The organism is Mesorhizobium maamorense (assembly GCF_044998965.1).
In the GTDB taxonomy this organism is placed as follows: domain Bacteria; phylum Pseudomonadota; class Alphaproteobacteria; order Rhizobiales; family Rhizobiaceae; genus Mesorhizobium.
On sequence record NZ_CP173356.1, the window covers coordinates 3543613 to 3564705 of the forward strand.

Sequence of the window (21093 nt, forward strand, 5' to 3'; positions counted from 1 at the left end):
CTTGCTCATACGATTTCTCCCCTGTGCACGCATAACATGCGCTCGAAGTGGCTTGGATCGTGCGCTTTGAGGATTGCAGCCTCCCGAGGCTGGTACAGATCCCACAGACGCGATAGCCAAAAGCGAAATGCTCCAGCGCGTTGCATCGCGGGAAGCAATATGCGTTCGGCTGGAGTAAGCACTCGAACGGACTCATAAGCGCCTAAGAAAGCGGCTGCTCGCTCACTGTCTTGGCGGCCGGTGCAGTCATCGACACACCAGTCGTTGAGGCACACGGCAATATCGAAAAGGAAGGCGTCGCATCCGGCGAAGTAGAAATCAAAGACGCCGGTCAGATGACTGCCGGCAAACAACACATTGTCACGAAAGAGATCGGCGTGCACCGGCCCGCTGGGGAGTTGTTCGTAGGTGGAAGACACAGCAATTTGGTTTTGAAAGGTCAGTTCGCTGGTGAGCAGCGACCGTTGTCCATCGGATACGTATTGGCCGACCACCGGCACCACCTCGTTCCACCATTCGAGCCCCCGCGGATTGGCTTGTCGCCGTGGGTAGTCACTTCCGGCCAAGTGCAATCGGGCCAAAATCGCCCCAATGGCGCGACAGTGCTCCGCAGAAGGCGCTGTCACGCTCTCGCCCGGGAGCCGGTTGACGACCACCGCAGGTCGATCTTTCAGCGAATGAAGGATTTCGCCTTTGACGTTGGCAACCGGATCCGGGACCGGCATTCGCCGCGTCGCAAGGTGCTTTATGAAATGGAGGTAGAAAGGCAATTGTTCGAATGTGAGGCGCTCAAACAAGGTGAGCACATACTCTCCGGTTTCGGTATCTACGAAGTAGTTCGTGTTCTCAATTCCGGTCGTGATGCCGCGAACAGAACGCGGCCAGCCTAGACCCAGCGCTCCAAAGAACGCTGCGACTTCGTCGACTGACAGCTCCGTATATACAGCCATGGCGAAAATAACGGTCTCCGACTGCTGAAGCAGCTCTTCAGCAGGCCGCACCCTGCACGATTTCGGCGACGTGGGTCTTTACGGTCTGTGCATCGGCGGGAAGGACTTTAAATCGTCTCGGCAAATCTTCTATTCCATCGAACCGTTCTGGGCGATCTGGCTCGCGGCCCAAAGCCTCCCTGATGGTCTCAGCAAATTTGACCGGCAGGGCCGTCTCGAGCACGATCATCGGCATCTCCGGAACGGAGTGCCTGCGTGCGACCGTGATGCCGTCAGCTGTGTGTGGGTCGACCAGCGTGTTGAAGCGGCGCCAAGTGTCACGGATCGTTTCCAACCGGTCGGCGTGCGTGCTCTTGCCGCTGCAGAAGCCAAAACGAGCGGCCACCTGAGCGAAGGCGGAATCGCCGCTGAGATCGAACGATCCTCGTTCCCTGAGTTGGTCGTCGAACATTGATTTCGTCCGGCCCGCATCGCGACCGAGCAGGTCGAAGACGAAACGCTCGAGATTGGAGGCCTTGGAAATGTCCATCGATGGGCTTGATGTTTCATGCGTGTCCGCTCGGCCCCGCACGCGATAGACGCCGGTGCGGAAAAACTCATCGAGCACGTCGTTCTCGTTGGTTGCAATGACGAGACGGGATACGGGAAGTCCCATCATGCGCGCAACGTGACCAGCACAGATGTTTCCGAAGTTCCCCGAAGGAACAGTGAAGTCGACCTCTGATGTGTTCCCCGCGGTGACCTGGAAGTAGGCGGAGAAGTAGTAGACGACCTGAGCCACCAGCCGGGCCCAGTTGATCGAATTGACGGCGCCTATCCGGTGGCGCCTCTTGAAATCACCATCGCTGGACACGGCTTTCACGATGTCCTGGCAATCGTCAAAGACCCCTTCGATGGCGATGTTATGGATGTTTTCGTCCTGCAGGCTGAACATCTGGGCTTGCTGAAAGGTGCTCATGCGTCCGTGCGGCGACATCATGAAGACCCGCACCCCCTTCTTGCCGCGCATGGCATATTCCGCCGCGCTGCCCGTGTCGCCACTGGTGGCCCCGAGGATGTTCAGTTCCTCACCCCGCCGCGCCAGTTCATACTCTAGGAGATTGCCAAGCAACTGCATCGCCATGTCCTTGAACGCCAGCGTGGGGCCGTTCGACAGTTCCGCAACGTGGAGACAAGTCTCAAGCGCGCGCACCGGCGCGATCCTGGCGGTCCCGAAAACCTCGGGCGTATAGGTCTTCGCGCAGATGGTCTTAAGATCGGCGGGCGGAATATCGTCGATGTAGAGCGACAGGATCTCGAAGGCGAGGTCCGGATAGGACAGCCTCCGCCACCGATCCAGCATGGCGTCATCCACGAGCGGGTACGTCTCGGGCACATAGAGCCCGCCATCCGGCGCCAGACCTTCAAGCAGTATCTCGCAAAACTTCCTGCGTTCGGGGTGGCCGCGCGTCGAGATGTAGTGCATGTGATGCTCCTCCTTATCGGCGCGCTCGTTCAGCCGGGGCCGCAGCGCTGCATGGTCAATGGGCCGCCACCCTCAGCCGTCAGCGTCGGGCCGGCCACCAGGCGATCTTGTCCTGCAGGCCATAGCGGCGATTGTTGGTGCGCGTCACGCCTGACTTCCGGCTGATCTTCAGATAGCGGCGATGTCCAGCTTCGAGCCGTCGACCAGACGCGACAGGCGGAGCGGTGTAGGATCGACGCAAGGCGTGTCGTTTACGACAAGCTCTGCGGCCAGATAACCAAGCCCCGGGCCCAAACCGAAGCCGTGGCCCGAGCAGCCCGCCGCGAGGACGAGGCCTTTTACCCCGTCCACCTGCGACACCACAGGCACTGCGTCCGGCGTGCAATCGACGAAGCCGCCCCAGGCACTATCGATCTCTATATCGCCGAGTTGGGGGAAGGTCTTCCGGACACTCTCCACCACTTGGCTTACCAGCCATTTTAAGGGTGGAGGATCCAGCACCCGATTCTGTTCGAAGATCCGATCGTCGCTGGTCAGCAGCGCCGGCATAGAATCCGGCCCCGAAAGGAACGATTGGCCGATGCCGAGCCTGACGTTCTTTAGGCGACGCAAGAATTGCGGCATGAATTCGCGGCTATACCGGATAGCCTGGGGCGTGATTTCGAGGTTCGCCTTGCCACTGATCGCAAGCGTATAGCTGCCGTCCAGTCGGCGCGTGATCGTGCAGTAGGGTGTGGAGATCGCCTCGCCTATGTTGATTGTGGGGGTGGAACGCAGCGCGGTCTGCCGGATGCTCGCTTGGGGGAAACTGATCCCGAGCGGCCTAAGGAAGCGCGAGGACCAGGCGCCAGCGGCGCACAGCACCGCGCTGGTTCTGATGTAGCCCTTCTCCGTGTGTACGCCCGCAATCTTGCCATTGGCCAAGTCGAGCGCCCGCGCGGCGCATTCCTGGTGGATGGTGGCGCCCAGAGCTCTGGCCCCCTCGGCGATAGCCGGCGCGGCGAGCGCAGGTTCGGCCTTGCCATCCCGGCCCGAATAGGTCCCGCCGACCCATTTGTCGCGCGCTTCGGGGACGCGCTCGGCCACCTCCGCCCGGCTCAGCATGCGGGTGTCGACCTCGTACTCCCTGGCGACCTCGCGCCACCTTTCCCAACCGGCGAGCACAGCCTCGTCGTGAGTCGCAGAGACGAGACCGCAGCGTCGAAATCCAAGGTCGCGATTGATATCGCGCGTCAGCTCGTCCCACAGTCGCATGGAGATCACCGAGAGCGCCAGTTCGCGCCGATCGCGGTTCTGCTGGCGGCACCAACCCCAGTTTCGGCTCGATTGTTCACAGGCGACGTGGCCCTTCTCGAGCAGAGCCACAGAGAGGCCACGCTTCGCCAGGAAATAGGCGGCCGTAGAGCCGAGGATGCCGCCGCCGACGATGACGACGTCGACTTCGGCCGGGAGACGCTCATCGCTGTGAATACGTTCGACTCGGGGCGACATGTTCCAACCAACCTCGGCTGCCAAGAATGCGGAAGCAAAGTTCCGATCAGCCCTTCATCGCATCGTGCGCTCGAAAGAATGTGCCGAAATCATCTAGGACTTCGCCAGATGTGCGGGTTTTTGATCCCTTGATCGATACGAACTGCTCAAGCCCGACCGAGTTCCAGTTCGGCGCAGAGCGGCGTAACCTGCTCGCGAGTCCGTTGGATCGCGCTTGAGGGTCTTGAGCCTGCGTGCGAAGTGGTAGGTGGCAACGAAGTCGACGAGGTGTTACCCGAGCTGATCGTGGCTCTCGTAGACAAGCGTTTGACGGAGGCGTCCTTGATCGTGCGGTACATCCTCTCGACCTGTCCATTGGTCCGATGATGCTTGGCCCACTCGTACGGTGCTCGATGTCGTTCGTGGCGCAGGCATATTCGAAGGCGTGCGCCCCGTCACCTTTGCCGGTCAGCGGCTGGCGCGCCAGAAGGCGATGCGGTCCTGCAACCGATAGCCCTGGATAATCGCCGGCATGAACCAAGGATTGCCGCGATAGAGCGGGATGGCCGAGGGCGGTCGAAAGTCGAACGCCGTGCGCGACTGCTCCCCATGCCCCATCAATTTGTGGGCCGCACGCATTCCGATCCATGGCGCCCAGACCACGCCTGAACCGCAGAAGCCGGTGGCATAGACCACACCACCCTTCTCGAAGATGCGGGGCAGCATGTCGCGGTTCATCGCGACATTGCCGAACCAGCAATGCGAGAGGCGCACGTTTTCCAATTCCGGGAAAAGGTTCACGAGGCCCTTGCGCAGGAGAAGTTTCGGGGCAATCGGATCGCCGACGCGAGAACTGTCGCGCCCTCCCAGCAGAATGCGTTTTCCGTCGGGCGATGGACGATAATAGAAACCGAGTTGCCGGCCCTCGGTGATCGTCATCAGCCTCGGCATCAGTCGCGCCATGACATCGGGCGCGAGTTCCTCTGTCACGATGATCCGGCTGCGGACCGGAACCAGGCGGCGGCGCAGAAAGGGAGCGGCGCCGTCGGTATATCCATTGGTACAGACCAGAACCTGCCGTGCATCCACCGTCCCTGCCGAAGTCACGACACGAAACCCCGAACCATTCCTCTCGATCGACTTGACCGCCGTATGCGAATGGACCGTCAATCCGGATGCGAGCGCCACCCGCAGGAGTTCAGCGTGGAACTTTGCCGGGTGTAGCCCGCCAATGTCCGTCCGAACGGTTCCGCCGCGGTAGAAATCGGTGCCGATATAGTTCCGCTGCTCGGCATGCGGAACGGCGTAGGACTCAATCCCCAGTTTCTTCGCCAGCCTCTCGGCGCCGCGCGCCATCTTCTCATACTGTTCATATCCGAAAGCGCCTTTGAACTGGCCGACCAGGCGGAAGTCGCAGTCGAGCCCTTCGGTCTTGATGAATTCGTAGAGGAATTCGCGCGCAACCTTGCCCTCGGCCTCGATCGCCATGGCCTTCTCTTCACCGAAGCGCCTGGTGATCGTGGCAGAATCCGGCCGAATGCTCCCGCTGGTAATCCCGCCGTTGCGCGTTGAAGCACCCTCGCCCGGATGCATCGCATCAAAAGCGGCAACCGAGCGCCCCTCGCGCGCCAGCACAAGCCCGGCCGAAAGCCCGGCATAGCCGGCGCCGACAATCACCACGTCGAGCTTCTTTGCCAGCGGCTGCCGCGACAGCGGCATGACGGGCGCCGCTTCCCACCAGTAGGGCGTGTTCTTTTCGGCGACTTCGGGCTCTTGCACGTGACTGACTTCTCTTGATGTTCCAGGGTTTAGGAATGTGACGGGTCGCGGTATTCAAATATGGTCATCTCGCACATCCAGAGCGTCACGCAGTCCGTCGCCGATGAAATTGAAACTGGTCACCGCGATGGTGATTGCCGCTCCGGGAATGATTGCCAGCCATGGTGCGGTGCCCAGATATTGCTGGGCGCCATTGAGCATGTTCCCCCAGCTGGGCAGTGGCGGCTGGATCCCGTAGCCGAGGAAGCTGATATAGGCTTCCATGAGAATGGCACGCGCGACGGTCAAGGTCGAAGCAACGATGATTGGACCGATGGCGTTGGGAAGGATCTCCCGAAACATGATATGTGTGCCGCTCAGCCCCAGCATTCGCCCGGCCTGGACGAATTCGCGCTCGCGGAGCGAGCGGACCTCGGCCTCTACAATTCGGGCTACTTCCATCCAGCTGGTCGCAGCGATGACGACGGTAATCATTATCGGGCTGGGTTTCAGCGCTGCGGCAAGGGCCAGCACAAGGAAGATAGACGGGAAGGCCAGAAAGCCGTCTACCATGCGCATCAGCGACGCTCCTATCCAGCCGCCGCGGTATCCAGCAATTACCCCGACGAGCGTGCCGATCAGCGTCGACAACACCATTGCGAAAAAGCCTACCAGCAACGAGATTCGTCCCGCCATCAAGAGCCTTGCCGCAAGATCCCGACCCAGCGGATCTGTGCCCAGAAAGTGGTGCCCCGTAAGCGGGGGGCAAAGCGGGCCCGCAGATCGATATACAGTGAGTCATAAGGCAGGAGATGCGGGCCGACGACGCAAGCGAGGCAGAGGAAAATGATCATCGCCAAGCCGAGCAGCGCCAGGCGATGCCGCATGAAACGAAGCGCCGCGCGGTTGTTTATCCATCGGCTTGGAGCTGCATTTGCGGTGAGAGCGGTCATATCGGCTGTCTCCTGTCGGGGAAGTTGCGCGCTCAAGCCAGACGAATACGCGGATCGACGATAGCGACGACAATGTCGGCGATCAGGTTTCCAAGCAGAACGAGGATGGCCGAGAACATCAGCAACCCCATCACAACCGGATAGTCGCTGTAACCAAGGCTATCGAGAAACAAACGTCCCATTCCTGGCCAGGTAAAGACAGTTTCGGTCACCAGCGCGCCGGTCAGGACGCTAGGAAGCTGCATCCCGGCCAAGGTAATCATCGGCAAAAAGAGCGTTGCCCACGACATGCTTCATCAAAATCCGGCGTTCACTCAAGCCCTTGGCCCGAGCCGTCTTGACGAAGTCCTGGCTGATGGCGTCGAGGGTCGCCGTTCGCATGTAGCGGCTCCAGATCGCGACATGGACCAGCGACAGCACGATGCTTGGCAGGATCAGATGATGGAGATAGCCCAGGATCGAGCTATCGCCGATCTCGGACATATTGCCAGCCGGCAGCCAGCCCAACTTCAGGGAAAAGATGTAGATGCCGACGAGTCCGAACCAGAAGGTAGGAACCGACAACGCGACCATGGCGCCAACGGTTGCGAGATAGTCGAACAGCGAGTAGCGGCGTGTGGCGCCGCGGATTCCAATCCAGGCGCCGATGGAGATCGCAATCACGGTTGAGGATCCCATCAGCAGCAGCGTGGCGAACACATGGCTGCCAATGATCTGCAATACCGGCGCTCCGTCGCGGAAGGAGTGACCCCAGTCGCCCCGCAGCAGCCGCCATGCCCAGTCCAGATATTGGACCCATATAGGGCGATCCAGGCCCAGCAGCCCCTTGAGACGCTCGATATCCTGCTGGGTCATGCCGGGATCGAGCCCGAATTGTGCCATCGGGCCACCGGGCAGAAGATTCAGAATGCCGAAGCCGATGATCGAAACGATCACAAGCAGCACCAGGCTCTGCGAGAGGCGATTGAGCAGGAAGCCGCGCATTCTGAGTCCTCCGTTGTAGGTTGACGATTTCAGTTTGTTGCCGCCGCCGTGGTGAAACTGGGCGGCGGCAACGGCGTGGATTTAGGCCTTCCACTGCCAGACTGCAGCATGCCACGACGCGGTGCGCGTGTTGGGATTGGGCTCGAAGCCGCCCAGCCCCTTCTTGCGCCCGAGGACGTTTGTGTAGGCGAACAGCGGCAGGAAGGGCAGATCATGGCGCACCATCTCCTGCACGCGATTGTAGATCCCACGCCGCTCTTCCGGATCGAAGCTGCGAGCACCCTTGTCGAGCAGGGCATCGACCTCAGGATTGGAATATTGCGCCGTGTTCGAACCGTGTCCGCCTTGAGCCGCGATTGCCTTCGTATGCAGCCGGTTTGTGGCGTCGGGGTCCGCGGCAATCAGATAGGTGACGCCCGACATGGCGGTGTCGAATTGCGACTTCAGCCAGAAATCCCCCCACATGACGGCAGCCGGCAAGTTTGAGATCGTCATCTCGACGCCGATCTCGGCAAACGTCTGCTGCATGAACTGCTGAGTCTGCTCGCGCAGGTTGTTGCCAGAAGTTGTCGAGTTGGAGAAGGCCAGCCGCACTCCATCCTTGGCGCGGATTCCATCCGGCCCCGGCTTCCAGCCGGCCTCATCGAGGATTTGGCGCGCCCGGTCCAGATTGAACTCCTGAGCCGGCAGGTTCGGGTCGTAATAGAAGGACTCCTTCGGCATGAAACTCTCGGTGAGAGTGCCCACGCCGTAGTAGATCGTGTCGACAATCGCTTTCCTGTCCAGGGCCGCGTAGAGCGCCTGGCGCACGGCCACGTCCTTGAACTGCGGGCGGCCCAAATTCAGGAAGAACGACTCCAGGGACGACCCGGTCTCGAGTGTCACCAAACGGTCGGGCAGTTCGTGGGCTTCAGTGTAGTGGTCGGGAGTGATGTACGACTGATCGACCAGGTCAACGTCGCCGCTCTTGAACTGAGTGTAGAGCACCGTCATATCGGGAATGTATTTGAAGATGAGCTGTTCGATATACGGACCTTCGCCGGCATACTCAGGATTGGCGACTAGTTCGATATGATCGCCCGCGACGCGCTGGCTCCATTTGAATGCGCCGGTGCCGACCGGCGCCTGGTTGAACCCGGCTGCATTCGGATCGGCCTCTTTCCCCAGAATGTGCTTGGGCACCATGAAGGTCTCGGCCAGGAACGAAAGATAGGGCGCAAAAGCCTCCTTCATCCGCCATGTGATCTCGGTGGGTGAAACCACTGTGATGTCCTGGACGAGCGTGTGACCGCTCGTGCGCCAAGCGCGAAACTTCGGGTTCGTGATGAGTTCCAGGGTGTACTTCACGTCCTCGGCCGTGAAGGGCTCGCCGTCGTGCCAGCGTACATCGTCACGCAACCGGATGCGCCAGTTGAGACCGTCCGGCGAAATGCCGCCGTTCTTCTGGCTTGGCACCTCGGCCGCTAGATTCGGCTGAAAGACTCCCTTGGCGTCCATCCGGACCAGCGCATCGAAAACCGAGAAATGGACCGCGTCATCGACTTCGATGTGCGCCATCAACGGATTGAACACGGTCGGCTCTTGTGAAAGACCGACGACGACGCGACCGGCCGGACCTCCGGCAGGGATCTTGGCAAAAGCGGGCTTGCCCAGCAGATTGGGCGCGATCAAGCCTGCAGCTCCACCTAGCGCCATCAGCCGCAGCGCCTGGCGTCTCGAGTAGTTGGATGTAGTCGTTGAATCTTTGGTCATGGTAGTTCCTCTCTTGTTATTTTTCATGCGTTTGCTGCAATTGGACGGGCATTGCCCGGCCTCTCTCCTGGAATTGCCGCCACGAGTTGGCGCGTGTAGGCCGCTTGCGGGTTCAGGAATATCTGCGAGGGCGGTCCGCGCTCGACGATCCGGCCTTTCTGCATCACAGCGATTTCGTCGCAGATCTGGCTGGCGACACGCAAATCGTGCGTGATGAAGACCATCGACACGCCGGTCTCTCGCTGGATCTGATCCAGGAGCTGCAGGATCTGCGCCTGGATCGACACGTCGAGCGCGGAGACCGCCTCGTCGGCAATCAAAAGCTTCGGCTTGAACATCAAAGCCCGAGCGATACCGATTCGCTGGCGTTGCCCACCAGAAAACTCGTGCGGATAGCGGTCGAAGGCGCCGGCATCGAGACCGACATGGGCCAGAAGCGTCCGCGCTTCTTCGCGCGCCTGGGCATAAGGCATCCCGTGTGCCACCGGGCCTACCGTGATGATGTGGCCGACCGTTGAGCGTGGGTTCAGGGACGCGAAGGGATCCTGGAAGATCATCTGGATCCGTGGTCTTAGCGGGCGGAACTTCGCTTCGGAAAGCTTGGCGATGTCAGATCCCTCGAACAAAATCTCGCCGCCGTCGCTGTCTAGCAATTTGATCAGAAGCCGGCCCAGCGAGGATTTTCCCGAACCGCTCTCGCCTACGACCCCCAGCGTTCGGCCAGGCGCCAGTTCGAACGAAACCTCGTTCACAGCTTTCACAATTCGCTGCGCGCCGAACAGCGCGCCGCCGCCATGATAGGTCTTCACTAGACCCTCGACCTTCAGGATTGGCTCCTTGCTGGCAGGCTCCGCACGAGGGCGATCCTCGCCGATCAGATGTGGTACGGCCGCGATCAGGCGCTGGGTGTAAGGATGCTTGGGCGCCTTCAACACCTGTTCGGCGCTGCCCTGCTCGACGATGTGACCCTTTTCCATCACCACGACACTGTCGGCGATCTCGGCCACCACGCCAAAATCGTGGGTGATGAACATCACGCTCATCCCCTTGCGGCGCTGAATGTCTCTGATCAGTTCCAGGATCTGTGCCTGGGTGGTGACGTCGAGGGCGGTGGTCGGCTCATCGGCGATCAGCACCGTTGGCTCAAGCGCCAAGGCCATGGCGATCATTACGCGCTGCCGCTGCCCGCCCGAAAGCCGGAAAGGATATTGGTGATACATGAGTTCGGGATCTGGCAACCCCACTTCGGTGAGCAACTCGATGGCGCGGTTTCGACAGGCTTGTGACGTGCCGAAGCCATGCGCGGCCATGACCTCGTCGATCTGCGCGCCCACCGTCATCAGGGGGTTGAGCGCCGAGAGTGGGTCCTGAAAGATCATCGACACGACCCGACCACGCAGGTTGCGCAGCTTGTCGGGCGACATCCCGACGATGTTCATTCCCTCCAGCTGGATCACACCCGAGGAGACGCGGATCACCTTTGGCAGAAGGCCCATGATCGCGTTTGCCGTCACCGACTTACCCGATCCGGACTCGCCAATGATGCACAGGATCTGGCCGCGTTTCAGATGGAAGGAAATGTTCTCGACCGCATAGGTTCGCTCCATGCCTTTCGGCAAATTCACCGTGAGGTCGCGCACCGAAAGCGCCACATCGTGAGAGGCTACAGCCTGGATGCTTGCGACCATCTGGATCACCTCCCATTCCATCGAAGCGGATCCACCCTGTTGCGGATCCCATCATCGCTCCTTGAGCAGCAACGCGTGACCCTAGCTTCCGTAGCCTGGCCATTTCGGCGCTTCGCGCCCTGAGGCTGCAAGAGACGGATACTACTCATCCTGGCGGCTCCCTTTTGAAGTCCGGTCCCCGTACCGGACATTGTTCCCTTTTCTTGGAGAACCCTCCAAACGGGCAAGCTCTGCCTATCGGAGGTCCTCTGGAGCTTGCCTGCCGTAAGGAAGGGTGCCCCGTTCTTCCAGCCAGTTTGACTGTTCTGTTTCCGCAGAGTCTTCGAAAGTTGAGCCTCGGGCGGCAGGAACTTCTGAAAAGAACGGCTCAATTGGCATTTCACTCTGTTTGGCCTGCTGATGATAGCGTGGGATAGGTGAGAGTCTGAGAGTGATTGCCCGAAAATGAATGAGCGATGACGCCAGCGGCCGTGCCGACCTGTCCAAGGCGGGCACGGCATTCCTTGCCACAGGAAATTTGCACGATCCGCCGCGCCGGAATTTTCCGCATTTGAAATGGATCGCGCCCATCCAGGTGTTGAAGGCAGGTAACAACCGGCGTCACCTGCACGAAGCCCGTGATGCGCCCATGCGATGCCTCATCTGGATGCCTATAAAAGCTAGTGCGGAACCAAGCACGGCAAACTGTGCCGCTTATCGAGGAACTCTACCCTGCCCATCAATGCCCAGTTGCTGCTTTTCGACGCCGGGTCGGCCACATTCAGCTAGGCGAAGCTCGCAGGGCGCTCTTTCAAAGGTGATTTGGGCCCAAGCGGCTGAACTGCGCTTGGAGCCACTCTGCGAGTTCAAACTCCACACCTTGGAGTTCACTCGACCCCAACCATATCAACCCATATTGACTACCGTCAGGGTCAAAGCCAGCAGGTGCCTCCAGGCTTCCTCGTTCCACATCGTCAATCGCGAGGACGAGCGGACTGAGGGCTACACCCAGGCCTGCAGATGCAGCTTCGACAATCAGGGCGTGATTGTCGAAGTACCGGATTTCTGTGGGTCGACGCGCCGACGGATGGGTCTTCAGCCATTGCGCCCACGCGTCAGGTCGGGTCTTCGACCCGAGAGCGAGATAGTCGCCACGCCCGAAAGCTGGCACTAGTTCCGGCCTCATGACAGGCCCAACCTTTTCGGGAAAAAGGGGCCGGACGTTCCACGTCTCAGGCACAGCGAAGTCCAGCCGTCGAATAGCGAGATCGACCTCTTTCTTACGAAAGTCCACAAGCCCTCCACCTACGGAAAGGTGGAGGGCCATGTTCGGATGCGCCACTTGAAGCGCCCCCAGCCGCGGAATGAGCCAACGCATGGCAACGGAAGGCTCGCAGGAGAGCACCAGGGCAGTCCTCCCGGCATTGGCAGCACGCAGGCTTTGTACCGTGGCGGCCAACTCACCGAAGAACCTGCTGAGGGTGAGGTTGAGTGTCTCGCCGGCCGGGGTGAGCCGCAGGCCTCGCCCATTCTTTTCAAACAACCTGACCCCGATGTCGTTGGCGAGCTTGGTGATACGGCGACTGACGGCGCCGTGCGTGAGCGCATGCTGCTGCGCGGACCAAGGGCGCGCGAGCGGGACTCGGCAGCAGTGCTGCGCCGCATCGCACAAGACGCAGCGCGAGAGCTTCAAAGCCCACGCTTCGGCGCTTTGATCGCTACCGGCGGCGACACGATGGAAGCGATCCTGGACCTTCTCAACGTCCGTGAGTTCGAGATCCTGCAAGAACTCGATCCCGGATTCCCGCTTGGTCTCGCCAGGCTTGGCGATGGGCGCTCGCTCTTGCTCGCTATGAAGGCGGGTGGCTTTGGCAGTGACGACGCCCTGGAGCGCGCCGTCGCGCGGATACGTGGAGCAACCCAATGAAGAACATTCCCCCGCTTGCTCTCACAATGGGCGACGCCTCCGGCATTGGGCCGGAGATCGTGGCGAAGCTGCTTGCGAAGGGCGGCGAACGCATCGTCGTGTTCGGCAGCTATGTTGTCATGCAGGACATCGTGCGGCGGCTCGGGTTGAACGTCGAGGTGCGACGCATCAATGCGGCCCATGCAGCTCAGTTTCAGCCGCAGGCAATTGAAGTCATCGACACCGCCCGGATTACTGAGCCTCCTCCAATCGGGCGTATCAGCGCGATCTCTGGACAGGCGGCCTTCGACGCCATCGTTGCGGCGATCGCAGCTGCGAAGTCCGGAGAAGTGAGCGGCATCGTCACGGCGCCGATCAATAAAGAGGCGATGGCCAGCGCGGGAATCGGCTACCCCGGCCATACCGAAATTCTGGCCGACTACGGCGGCGCCAAGCGCGTGGCGATGATGCTTGCGAACGATGACATCCGCACGGTGCTCGTCACGATCCACACGTCGCTGAGCAAGGCGATCGAACAAGGTGATTTCGACGCTCAGCTATCCGCCATCCGGCTTGCCCATGAGGGTGGAAAGGCTCTCGGCTTCGCGACCCTGCGTATCGCCGTAGCGGGTCTCAACCCGCATGCAGGTGAAGGTGGCATCTTCGGCGACGAGGAGATCCGGATCATACGACCTGCAATCGACGCATGCCGTGCTGAGGGGATCGATGCCACTGGTCCCTATCCGGGCGACACCGTTTTCATGCAAGCACGTCAAGGCCGATTCGATGTTGTGGTAGCTCAATACCACGACCAGGGGCTGATCCCTGTGAAGTATCTCGGGCTGGAAAAGGGCGTGAACATCACGCTTGGCCTGCCGTTCGTCCGTACCAGCCCAGATCACGGCACGGCGTTCGACATCGCGGGCCGGGGGATTGCAGACCAGGCCAGCTTGGAAACAGCACTTGCCTACGCCAAGCGCCTTGTGGCGGCACAAACCAAGACGAACTAGATACGAAAGGTACCACACCAATGGGGCTACGCTTCATCTTCATGCCTCACGCGCAACGACCGAACGGTTTCGGACGCCTCGCAGCAACTTCAAACCGCGCTCGGCCTCGGCGTGCGGCACATCGGGTTCAAGGACATCGGCTTGCCGCTGGAACAGCTGAAAGGCCTCAATGCAGCTATCAGGACGGGCGGTGCAACTTCCTATCTGGAAGTCGTGTCATTGGACCGCGAAAGCGAAATTGCTTCGGCAAAGGCAGCTGCCGCAATCGGCGTTGACGTTCTTCTTGGTGGCACGCGGGTCGACGATGTGCTGCCTATCCTCAGGGACACCGGCATCCAGTACTTCCCGTTCCCGGGTCGGATTGCCGGTCATCCGAGCGTGCTTGAAGGCGCCATCGACGAAATTGTCGAAAGTGCCAAGACGATTGCAGAGCGAGATGGGGTCCATGGCCTGGACCTGTTGGCATACCGTTCGGCGGAGAACGTGCCCGAGTCGATGAAGGCCGTCTGCGCTGCAGTCAACAAGCCTGTCTACATTGCAGGTTCGATCGACACCCCAGAACGAATTGCAGTCGTCCAAAGCGCCGGCGCAGCTGGTTTTACGATTGGGACTGCGGCTTTGGATGGCAAGTACCCGGCCAATGGGAATGACCTACCAAGCCAACTCAATGCAATCATTCGCGACGTCGCTGCGCTGAACAAGCACCTTTCCCCAGTTCACAAGAAGAATTTGTCAATTGAGTTTGCCGGGCTGCACGCGCCTTGGGAGCCTAAAGTCGAGGTGCATGTCAACAACATGCAAATCCAGGTCGCCCTGTTCAAGGGAGCCTCTAACTGGTCATTTCGGCAGCACGACGATCAACTGTTCTTTGTTCACCGCGGACGCCTGCTCATGAAATTTCGTGACCGTGAAGAGATCATCGAACCCGGAGAGTTCATCGTCGTGCCATATGGCGTTGAGCACAGTGCGGTGGCCTTGGGCGAGGAAGGATGTGAAGTGTTGCTGGCGACGTCAACCGCTCTACCCTCCTACCCACCCGCGGGAACTGATCTCGCTCACTCTGAGCGATCCCGGTTGACTGCCTGGAGCGACGGTGCCGTCCGCTAGGTTTTTCAGTAAAATCATGGCGCAACGCGCAGGAGCAATCATGACCGCGCTCGACGCCGACTTCAGGCCGTCTGCTTCGCTGCCGGCCGAAGCCTTGCTTGGCCCGGCCCCGCAATGCCGCAGCGACAACGTCTTCTTTTCCGGGCACGGCTTCGGGATTGGCCCGGCGTCGGCCACCTGATCGCGGATCTTGCCACCGGAGCCGAACCGATCGTCGACCCCGTTCCGTATAGACCGGAACGCTTCAACAACTCGGCATGGAGCAAGGTCGCTGAGTTTTAGGCCGCACACGCAACGCAACGCCCCTTCACATGAGATGGCTTTGAAGCTTCAGCCTACCTCCCCTCTGTGGGTAGGATGCCAGCGAACTTTTCACGCAACAATTGCATATCCTAAGGGCCGCTAACCGCAGGATATTCCGTCCAGGCACGCAACTCCGCAGCCTGTCTATTCTCGGCGCGGGTTAGAATGCTTCAAAGTTACCGGAGTTCCGCAGATGCGCGCGCCGCTAATGCACATCGAGTGCAGCCCTTCCCTGCCCCGCGAGGCGGAGGTCGTCGTCATCGGCGGCGGCGTCGTGGGAGTGTTCACGGCGTATTATCTCGCGCGCCGCGGCGTCAGCGTCGCCCTGGTCGAGAAAGGGCGGGTGGCCGCCGAGCAGTCCAGTCGAAACTGGGGCTGGTGCCGCCAGCAGAATCGCGATGCGCGCGAGTTGCCTATGGCAACCAAGAGCCTCGATCTCTGGGAGAAGGTGGCGCAGGAGACTGGCGGGGATACTGGATTTCGCCGTTGCGGGCTCCTCTATCTCTCACAGGACGAAAATGAGCTGGCGGGCTGGGCGAAATGGCGTGACTTCGCCACGACGGTGGGCGTTACGACGCATGTTCTGAGCGCAGAGGAAGCCACCGAGAAGGGCAAGGCGACCGGGCGCAAATGGAAGGGCGGCGTTTTCTCACCGACTGACGGAACGGCGGATCCCTCCAAGGCAGTGCCGGTTGCCGCGCGCGGTATCATGGCGGCGGGCGGTACCGTGCATCAGCATTGCGCGGCGCGTGGACTGGAGTTGAGCGCCGGCAGGGTCAGCGGCGTCGTGACGGAAGCGGGAACCATCCGTACGAAGACCGTGGTCATGGCCGGAGGCGCGTGGGCTTCCTCCTTCTGCAACCAGCTTGGTATGCGCTTCCCGCAAGCTGCCGTGCGTCAGTCCATTCTAGCCGTGGCGCCAGGCGCAAGCGGCCTGCCCGATGCCCTGCATACCGCGAACGTCTCGCTGACGCGGCGCAGCAACGGTGGATACACGCTGGCGATCAGCGGGCGGGCTCGCGTTGACCTGACGCCGCAGCAGTTCAGGTTCAGCCGCGAGTTTATACCGATGTTCGCCCGCCGCTGGCGCAATCTCGCCCCGGGCGCCTTCGAGGGCTGGCGTCAGGGCCATAAAAGCCTGCGCAAATGGGGCCTTGACGATATTACGCCAATGGAACGGAACCGGATTCTCGACCCGAAGCCCGACATGGACAGATTCGGCTGACATATCGAAGAGCCTGCGAATTGATCCCCGAACTCCAGCGCGTCGCGATCTCCGATGCCTGGGCGGGTTATATCGACAGCACGCCCGACGGCATTCCCGCGATCGGCGAAGTGGAGGGGATTCCGGGCTTCATCCTGGCGGCGGGATTCAGTGGTCATGGCTTCGGGATTGGCCCCGGCGCGGGGCATATGATCGCCGACATCATCACAGGCAGCGAGCCTATTGTCGATCCGCGTCCTTATAGGCCCGAACGCCTGAAGACCGCTGCGTGGGGCAAGGTCGCTGAATTCTGAGAAAATCGGCTTGCCAACGCACAATCGGTCGCACACGAGATTGAGGCTCGAGCAGCCAGTGCTGAAAACAGAGAAGTGACGATGCGCGAATACGAGATTGCCGCCATTCCTGCCGACGGGATCGGCCCAGAGGTGATCGCCGCCGGTCTCCAGGCGCTTGAGGCGCTGCAGCAGCGCTGCGGCGACTTCAAGCTGCGCGTCCAGCACTTCGACTGGGGCTCGGACTACTACAAGGCCAATGGTCGGATGATGCCCGAAGATGGAGTAGCGCAACTGAAGCGCTTCGATGCCATCTTCTTCGGTGCGGTCGGCGCTCCCGATGTGCCCGACGACATCACGCTCTGGGGTCTCCGGCTGCCGATCTGCCAAGGCTTTGATCAATACGCGAACGTGCGGCCGACCAGGATTTTGCCCGGCATCGTTTCGCCGCTGGCGGGCGTTGGGCCCGGCGATCTGGATTGGGTGATCGTGAGGGAGAATTCAGAGGGTGAGTATTCCGGCCATGGCGGCCGCGCCCACCGCGGTCTCCCCGAGGAGGTCGGAACCGAAGTCGCGATCTTCACGCGCGTCGGTGTCACCCGCATCATGCGCTATGCATTCCGGCTGGCGCGGTCACGGCCGCGAAAGCTCCTGACTGTCGTTACGAAATCCAACGCGCAGCGTCACGGCATGGTAATGTGGGATGAAATCGCAGCCGAGGTGGCGCAAGAGTTCCCTGACGTCGCGTGGGACAAGATGCTGGTTGATGCTATGACGGTGCGCATGACACTGAAACCTCGCAGCCTCGATACGATCGTAGCCACCAATCTTCACGCCGATATTTTGTCGGACCTTGCAGGCGCGCTGGCGGGCAGTCTCGGCGTTGCACCGACCGCCAACATTGATCCCGAGCGGCGCTATCCCTCGATGTTCGAGCCAATTCACGGATCGGCTTTCGACATTGCCGGCAAGGGTATCGCCAACCCTGTCGCGACCTTCTGGACCGCGGCCCAGATGCTCGAACATCTGGGCGAAAGCGCAGCCGCCCTCCGGTTGATGAGCGCTGTGGAAGCGGTTACGAGTGAAGGCGTGCTGATGCCGGACGTGGGTGGCAGAGCGACCACGCAGGACGTGACGGACGCCGTCTGCCGGACGATCCGCGGTTCGAACGTGTGACAGGTTTCCAATGAAGCTCGACAAGATCGACATCAAGATCTTATCCCAACTGCAAAAGAACGGGCGGGTTACCAACGTCGAGCTTGCCGACCTGGTCAACCTTTCGCCGAGCCCTTGCCTGATGCGGGTGAAGAAGCTTCAGGCGGAAGGCTTCATTACCGGCTATTCCGCCCAGATCGATGTGTCCAAGCTCGGACAGACTCTAACGATCTTCACCGAGGTTACGCTCAAGCACCATCAACAAAACGACTTCGCGAGATTTCTCACCGCCATTCAGAAAGTCGATTCCGTCATCGAATGCCATCTGATTTCGGGCGGGTACGATTACCTTGTGAAGTTCGTGACAGCGGGCATCAGCGAGTATCAGACGATCATGGAGCGCATGCTCGAATTGGATATCGGGATCGACAAATATTTCAGTTTCGTCGTGCTGAAGTCACCGATCGTGAAATCCCATTTGCCTCTCGACATCATTTTCGACAGATGAAAAGGCGCGCGGCGCGGTCCTGGAGCTGAGAGCCCGCACACAACTGCGCCCACTTGCAGTTTTCGCCACGCTTGTGCAACGGCAGGACGTTCCACATACCTGACAATTGCCAAGTTCGCTTCGGCGATGGCGACGATCACCCCTTCATCGCTTCCCGCACATCCTTGTCTTCGAGGGTTTGATCCAGCGTCATCCGGGTGCGTTCGAGGGTAACCGCTGTTCTCAGGCCACTGCCTTGAGCGGCATAGGTCTGTAGGCCCAAGGCAGCAGATCGTCGATCTGGCTTTGTGGATGGCCGGCGACGATCCGGGCGATCACGTCAGCGAGGTAGGTGTGAGGCTCGACGCCGTTGAGCTTGCATGTCTCGATCAGCGAAGCGATCGTTGCCCAATGCTCGGCGCCGCCGTCGGAGCCGGCGAAGAGCGCATTCTTGCGGTTCAGCGCAATGGGACGGATGGCGCGCTCGACGACGTTGGAGTCGATCTCGATCGTACCGTTGTCGAGGAATCGTGTCAGACCTTGCCAGCGCGAGAGCGCGTAGCGGATGGCTTCCGCCAGCTTGGTCTTCTGGCTGATAAGGGTGAGTTGCTGTCCAAGCCACGGCTCAAGGGCATTGATGACGGGACGGCTTTTCTCCTGCCGGACGGCGCGGCGTTCGTCGGCGGAACGACCGCGGATATCGCTCTCAACGTGGTAGAGTTGGGCGATGCGGGCGAGCGCCTCCGTCGCGATCGGCGCGGGGCCGGACTGCGCGAGCTCATAGAAGCGGCGACGCACGTGCGACCAGCAAAAGGCCAAGCTCACGGCGTTGCGTTCGGCCAGCGCCTTGTAACCCGCGTATCCGTCGACCTGCAGGGTTCCGACAAAGCCCTGAAGATGCCGGATCGGCTGTTCGGCCTTGCGGTCCGGAGCGTAGAGATAGGCGACGCCGGGTAGGTCCATTCCGCCCCAAGGTCGGTCGTCTCGGGCATAGGCGAACAACTGCCCCGTTTTGGTCCGCCCCCGGCCCGGATCAAGCACAGGCGCAGTGGTCTCGTCCGCGAAGAGCTTGTCTGAAGCCTTCAGCCGCTCGAACAGCCGCTCATGCACAGGGCGAAGCAGGAAAGCTGCCTTGCCCACCCAGTCGGCGAGTGTCGAACGGTCGAGATTGACGCCCTGGCGGGCGTAGATCTGGGCCTGACGATATAGGGGAAGGTGGTCGGCATACTTCGACACCAGAACATGAGCCACCGTGGCCTCTGTAGGAATGCCGCCTTCGACGAGACGTGCCGGCGCTGGCGCCTGCACGACCACCTCTTCGCAGGCCCGACAGGCATACTTCGGTCGACGGGTGACAATCACACGGAACTGGGCGGGCACGATGTCGAGACGCTCGGAGACGTCCTCGCCCATAACATGCAGCTGACCTTGGCAGCACGGGCAGATCTTGTCGGCAATGTCGATTACCTGCTCGACGCGCGACAGATGGGTGGGCAACGAGCCGCGGTTGGCGCGACGCTTACGAGCCCTGGCATCACGCTTTGAGGGGTCCGCGGCTTCCGCGCTGGCGAAGCCCTCCGCCTCTACCTGCTCGGCTTCCTCCAGCCCCAAAAGCAGCTGGTCCTCAGGCAGGCTCTCCGCCCTTCGGCCGAAGCGATAGCGCTGCAACTCCTTGATGATTTGGCGGAGCCTCTCATTCTCCGCGCGCGCGGCCAGAAGCATCGCCTGAAGCGCTTGAGGATCGTCGGGTAGGGCAGCGGCCGCGTCAGTCACGAAGCGGATTCAAGCATGGATTCCAGTGATTTGGCAATAATGCGATGGTTAGCTCGCCGTCGTTGGAACACGCATCTGGCGCGTCTCGTGCACCCGCCGCCAGTCGAGGCCTTCCAGGAGTGCCTGCAACTGTGCCGCCGTCAGTCGCACGACACCATCGGTAATGCCCGGCCAGCAGAACTTGCCATCCTCCAGCCGCTTGGCGAACAAGCATACGCCCGTGCCGTCGAAGTAGACGAGCTTGATGCGGTCGGCCCGCTTGGCCCGGAACACGTAGACCGCGCCCGAGAACGGATCCGCGCCCATAGCCTCGCGCACGAGCGCTGCCAGACCTTCCGCTCCCTTGCGGAAGTCGACCGGCTTCGTCGCCACCATGACCTTGACCGCTCCCGTTGGCCCGATCACGACGTTGCCCTCAGCGCACGGATCACCGCTGCAACCGTCTTCGAATCCGCCCCACGACCCACCCGCATTGCGATGCCGTCGATCTCGAGCTCGATCTCACCAGCGTCTCGAGCCGGCTCCCGCTTCTTTGGCTGTGGCCGATGCTTCGCCGCAGGCGTCGGAGGCGCTGCCGTCACCACCGCCGGCACGAACATGGATTCCGATATCGCTTCCTCCCCCATCGGCCGGCGAGCAGCCCGACGCCAGGTGAACAATTGCTGCGGGGAAAGTCCATACCGGCGTGCCACAGCACAAACCGTCTCGCCCGCCTCGTAGCTCTCCGCCACTATCCGGGCCTTCTCCTCCGGCGGCCACTCACGCCGCCGACCCGAACCAGTGAAGATCTCCAGCCGACGGACCGGCTCACCGTCCCTGGACTTAAGCGTAAACTCTGAAACCGTCATATGTCGAA

General features: G+C 60.9%; 15 protein-coding genes and 5 pseudogenes. 7 read left to right on the top strand and 13 right to left on the bottom strand.

Translation table 11 applies throughout. The features are described from left to right. Positions 1-5: 5 nt before the first annotated feature. The 10 genes and pseudogenes from ACIU1A_RS17930 to ACIU1A_RS17975 all read right to left on the bottom strand — a co-directional run bounded on the left by ACIU1A_RS17930 (position 6) and on the right by ACIU1A_RS17975 (position 12692). Positions 6-950, bottom strand: a complete 945-nt coding sequence (locus ACIU1A_RS17930) for a homoserine kinase (RefSeq protein ID WP_140656702.1) — start codon at positions 948-950, stop codon at positions 6-8. A 37-nt stretch (positions 951-987) separates the two neighbouring features. Next, positions 988-2415 (bottom strand): threonine synthase, encoded by a 1428-nt coding sequence (thrC, locus tag ACIU1A_RS17935; protein WP_140819156.1) that lies wholly within the window; start codon positions 2413-2415, stop codon positions 988-990. Positions 2416-2583: 168 nt separating this feature from the next. Then, positions 2584-3906 carry an FAD-binding oxidoreductase gene (locus ACIU1A_RS17940; protein ID WP_140656699.1) on the bottom strand — a complete coding sequence of 441 codons (1323 nt, stop codon included), beginning with the start codon at positions 3904-3906 and terminating at the stop codon, positions 2584-2586. A 273-nt stretch (positions 3907-4179) separates the two neighbouring features. Continuing rightward, positions 4180-4333: pseudogene (locus tag ACIU1A_RS17945) on the bottom strand (IS481 family transposase); the annotation flags it as partial. 20 nt (positions 4334-4353) lie between these two features. After that, positions 4354-5604 carry an NAD(P)/FAD-dependent oxidoreductase gene (locus ACIU1A_RS17950; RefSeq protein WP_404927953.1) on the bottom strand — a complete coding sequence of 417 codons (1251 nt, stop codon included), beginning with the start codon at positions 5602-5604 and terminating at the stop codon, positions 4354-4356. A gap of 114 nt (positions 5605-5718) precedes the next feature. Then, positions 5719-6596, bottom strand: a pseudogene (locus ACIU1A_RS17955) (ABC transporter permease). 32 nt (positions 6597-6628) lie between these two features. Continuing rightward, positions 6629-7580 (bottom strand): annotated as a pseudogene (locus tag ACIU1A_RS17960) (ABC transporter permease). A gap of 81 nt (positions 7581-7661) precedes the next feature. After that, complete coding sequence (locus ACIU1A_RS17965) at positions 7662-9332, bottom strand: peptide ABC transporter substrate-binding protein (protein ID WP_140656695.1); 1671 nt, start codon at positions 9330-9332, stop codon at positions 7662-7664. A 23-nt stretch (positions 9333-9355) separates the two neighbouring features. Next, the gene (locus tag ACIU1A_RS17970; RefSeq protein ID WP_404927954.1) at positions 9356-11020 is read right to left on the bottom strand and encodes an ABC transporter ATP-binding protein; all 1665 of its coding nucleotides are present in this window, start codon (positions 11018-11020) and stop codon (positions 9356-9358) included. 790 nt (positions 11021-11810) lie between these two features. Beyond that, positions 11811-12692 carry a LysR family transcriptional regulator gene (locus ACIU1A_RS17975; RefSeq protein ID WP_404924837.1) on the bottom strand — a complete coding sequence of 294 codons (882 nt, stop codon included), beginning with the start codon at positions 12690-12692 and terminating at the stop codon, positions 11811-11813. On the opposite strand from ACIU1A_RS17975, the gene ACIU1A_RS17980 reads away from it, so the two are divergent. The 7 genes and pseudogenes from ACIU1A_RS17980 (at position 12606) to ACIU1A_RS18010 (ending at position 18485) form a co-directional block, all read left to right on the top strand. Continuing rightward, complete coding sequence (locus tag ACIU1A_RS17980; RefSeq protein ID WP_404924838.1) at positions 12606-12926, top strand: nucleotide-binding domain containing protein; 321 nt, start codon at positions 12606-12608, stop codon at positions 12924-12926. The two genes, ACIU1A_RS17975 and ACIU1A_RS17980, sit on opposite strands and share 87 nt — an antisense overlap. Then, positions 12923-13915 (top strand): 4-hydroxythreonine-4-phosphate dehydrogenase PdxA, encoded by a 993-nt coding sequence (gene pdxA, locus ACIU1A_RS17985; RefSeq protein ID WP_404924839.1) that lies wholly within the window; start codon positions 12923-12925, stop codon positions 13913-13915. The genes ACIU1A_RS17980 and pdxA overlap by 4 nt, the downstream gene beginning before the upstream one ends. Before the next feature lie 141 nt (positions 13916-14056). Next, a complete protein-coding gene (locus ACIU1A_RS17990) occupies positions 14057-15022 on the top strand; it encodes a cupin domain-containing protein (protein ID WP_404924840.1) in 966 nt (321 codons plus the stop codon). Positions 15023-15158: 136 nt separating this feature from the next. Continuing rightward, positions 15159-15304 (top strand): annotated as a pseudogene (locus ACIU1A_RS17995) (D-amino-acid oxidase); the annotation flags it as partial. A gap of 214 nt (positions 15305-15518) precedes the next feature. Continuing rightward, positions 15519-16843: pseudogene (locus ACIU1A_RS18000) on the top strand (NAD(P)/FAD-dependent oxidoreductase). An 81-nt stretch (positions 16844-16924) separates the two neighbouring features. After that, positions 16925-17998: a tartrate dehydrogenase gene (locus tag ACIU1A_RS18005; protein ID WP_140656688.1), complete on the top strand. Its 1074-nt coding sequence runs from the start codon at positions 16925-16927 to the stop codon at positions 17996-17998. 10 nt (positions 17999-18008) lie between these two features. Beyond that, on the top strand, positions 18009-18485 hold the full coding sequence (locus tag ACIU1A_RS18010) for an Lrp/AsnC family transcriptional regulator (RefSeq protein ID WP_140656687.1): 477 nt from the start codon (positions 18009-18011) through the stop codon (positions 18483-18485). A gap of 222 nt (positions 18486-18707) precedes the next feature. On the opposite strand, the gene tnpC is transcribed toward ACIU1A_RS18010, so the two are convergent. The 3 genes from tnpC to tnpA are packed head-to-tail and all read right to left on the bottom strand — an operon-like array spanning position 18708 to position 21085. Beyond that, the gene (gene tnpC, locus ACIU1A_RS18015; RefSeq protein ID WP_404924841.1) at positions 18708-20237 is read right to left on the bottom strand and encodes an IS66 family transposase; all 1530 of its coding nucleotides are present in this window, start codon (positions 20235-20237) and stop codon (positions 18708-18710) included. Between the two features lie 48 nt (positions 20238-20285). After that, positions 20286-20642 (bottom strand): IS66 family insertion sequence element accessory protein TnpB, encoded by a 357-nt coding sequence (gene tnpB / locus ACIU1A_RS18020; protein ID WP_404924842.1) that lies wholly within the window; start codon positions 20640-20642, stop codon positions 20286-20288. Beyond that, on the bottom strand, positions 20639-21085 hold the full coding sequence (gene tnpA / locus ACIU1A_RS18025) for an IS66-like element accessory protein TnpA (RefSeq protein ID WP_404924843.1): 447 nt from the start codon (positions 21083-21085) through the stop codon (positions 20639-20641). The genes tnpB and tnpA overlap by 4 nt, the downstream gene beginning before the upstream one ends. Positions 21086-21093 lie beyond the last annotated feature (8 nt).

Bases quoted from the DNA above. Each gene is read 5' to 3' on its own strand.
- ACIU1A_RS17930 (WP_140656702.1), bottom strand. From the start codon at position 950: ATGGCTGTATATACGGAGCTGTCAGTCGACGAAGTCGCAGCGTTCTTT.
- thrC (WP_140819156.1), bottom strand. From the start codon at position 2,415: ATGCACTACATCTCGACGCGCGGCCACCCCGAACGCAGGAAGTTTTGC.
- ACIU1A_RS17940 (WP_140656699.1), bottom strand. From the start codon at position 3,906: ATGTCGCCCCGAGTCGAACGTATTCACAGCGATGAGCGTCTCCCGGCC.
- ACIU1A_RS17950 (WP_404927953.1), bottom strand. From the start codon at position 5,604: ATGCCGCTGTCGCGGCAGCCGCTGGCAAAGAAGCTCGACGTGGTGATT.
- ACIU1A_RS17965 (WP_140656695.1), bottom strand. From the start codon at position 9,332: ATGACCAAAGATTCAACGACTACATCCAACTACTCGAGACGCCAGGCG.
- ACIU1A_RS17970 (WP_404927954.1), bottom strand. From the start codon at position 11,020: ATGGTCGCAAGCATCCAGGCTGTAGCCTCTCACGATGTGGCGCTTTCG.
- ACIU1A_RS17980 (WP_404924838.1), top strand. From the start codon at position 12,606: ATGCTGCTGCGCGGACCAAGGGCGCGCGAGCGGGACTCGGCAGCAGTG.
- pdxA (WP_404924839.1), top strand. From the start codon at position 12,923: ATGAAGAACATTCCCCCGCTTGCTCTCACAATGGGCGACGCCTCCGGC.
- ACIU1A_RS18005 (WP_140656688.1), top strand. From the start codon at position 16,925: ATGCGCGAATACGAGATTGCCGCCATTCCTGCCGACGGGATCGGCCCA.
- ACIU1A_RS18010 (WP_140656687.1), top strand. From the start codon at position 18,009: ATGAAGCTCGACAAGATCGACATCAAGATCTTATCCCAACTGCAAAAG.
- tnpA (WP_404924843.1), bottom strand. From the start codon at position 21,085: ATGACGGTTTCAGAGTTTACGCTTAAGTCCAGGGACGGTGAGCCGGTC.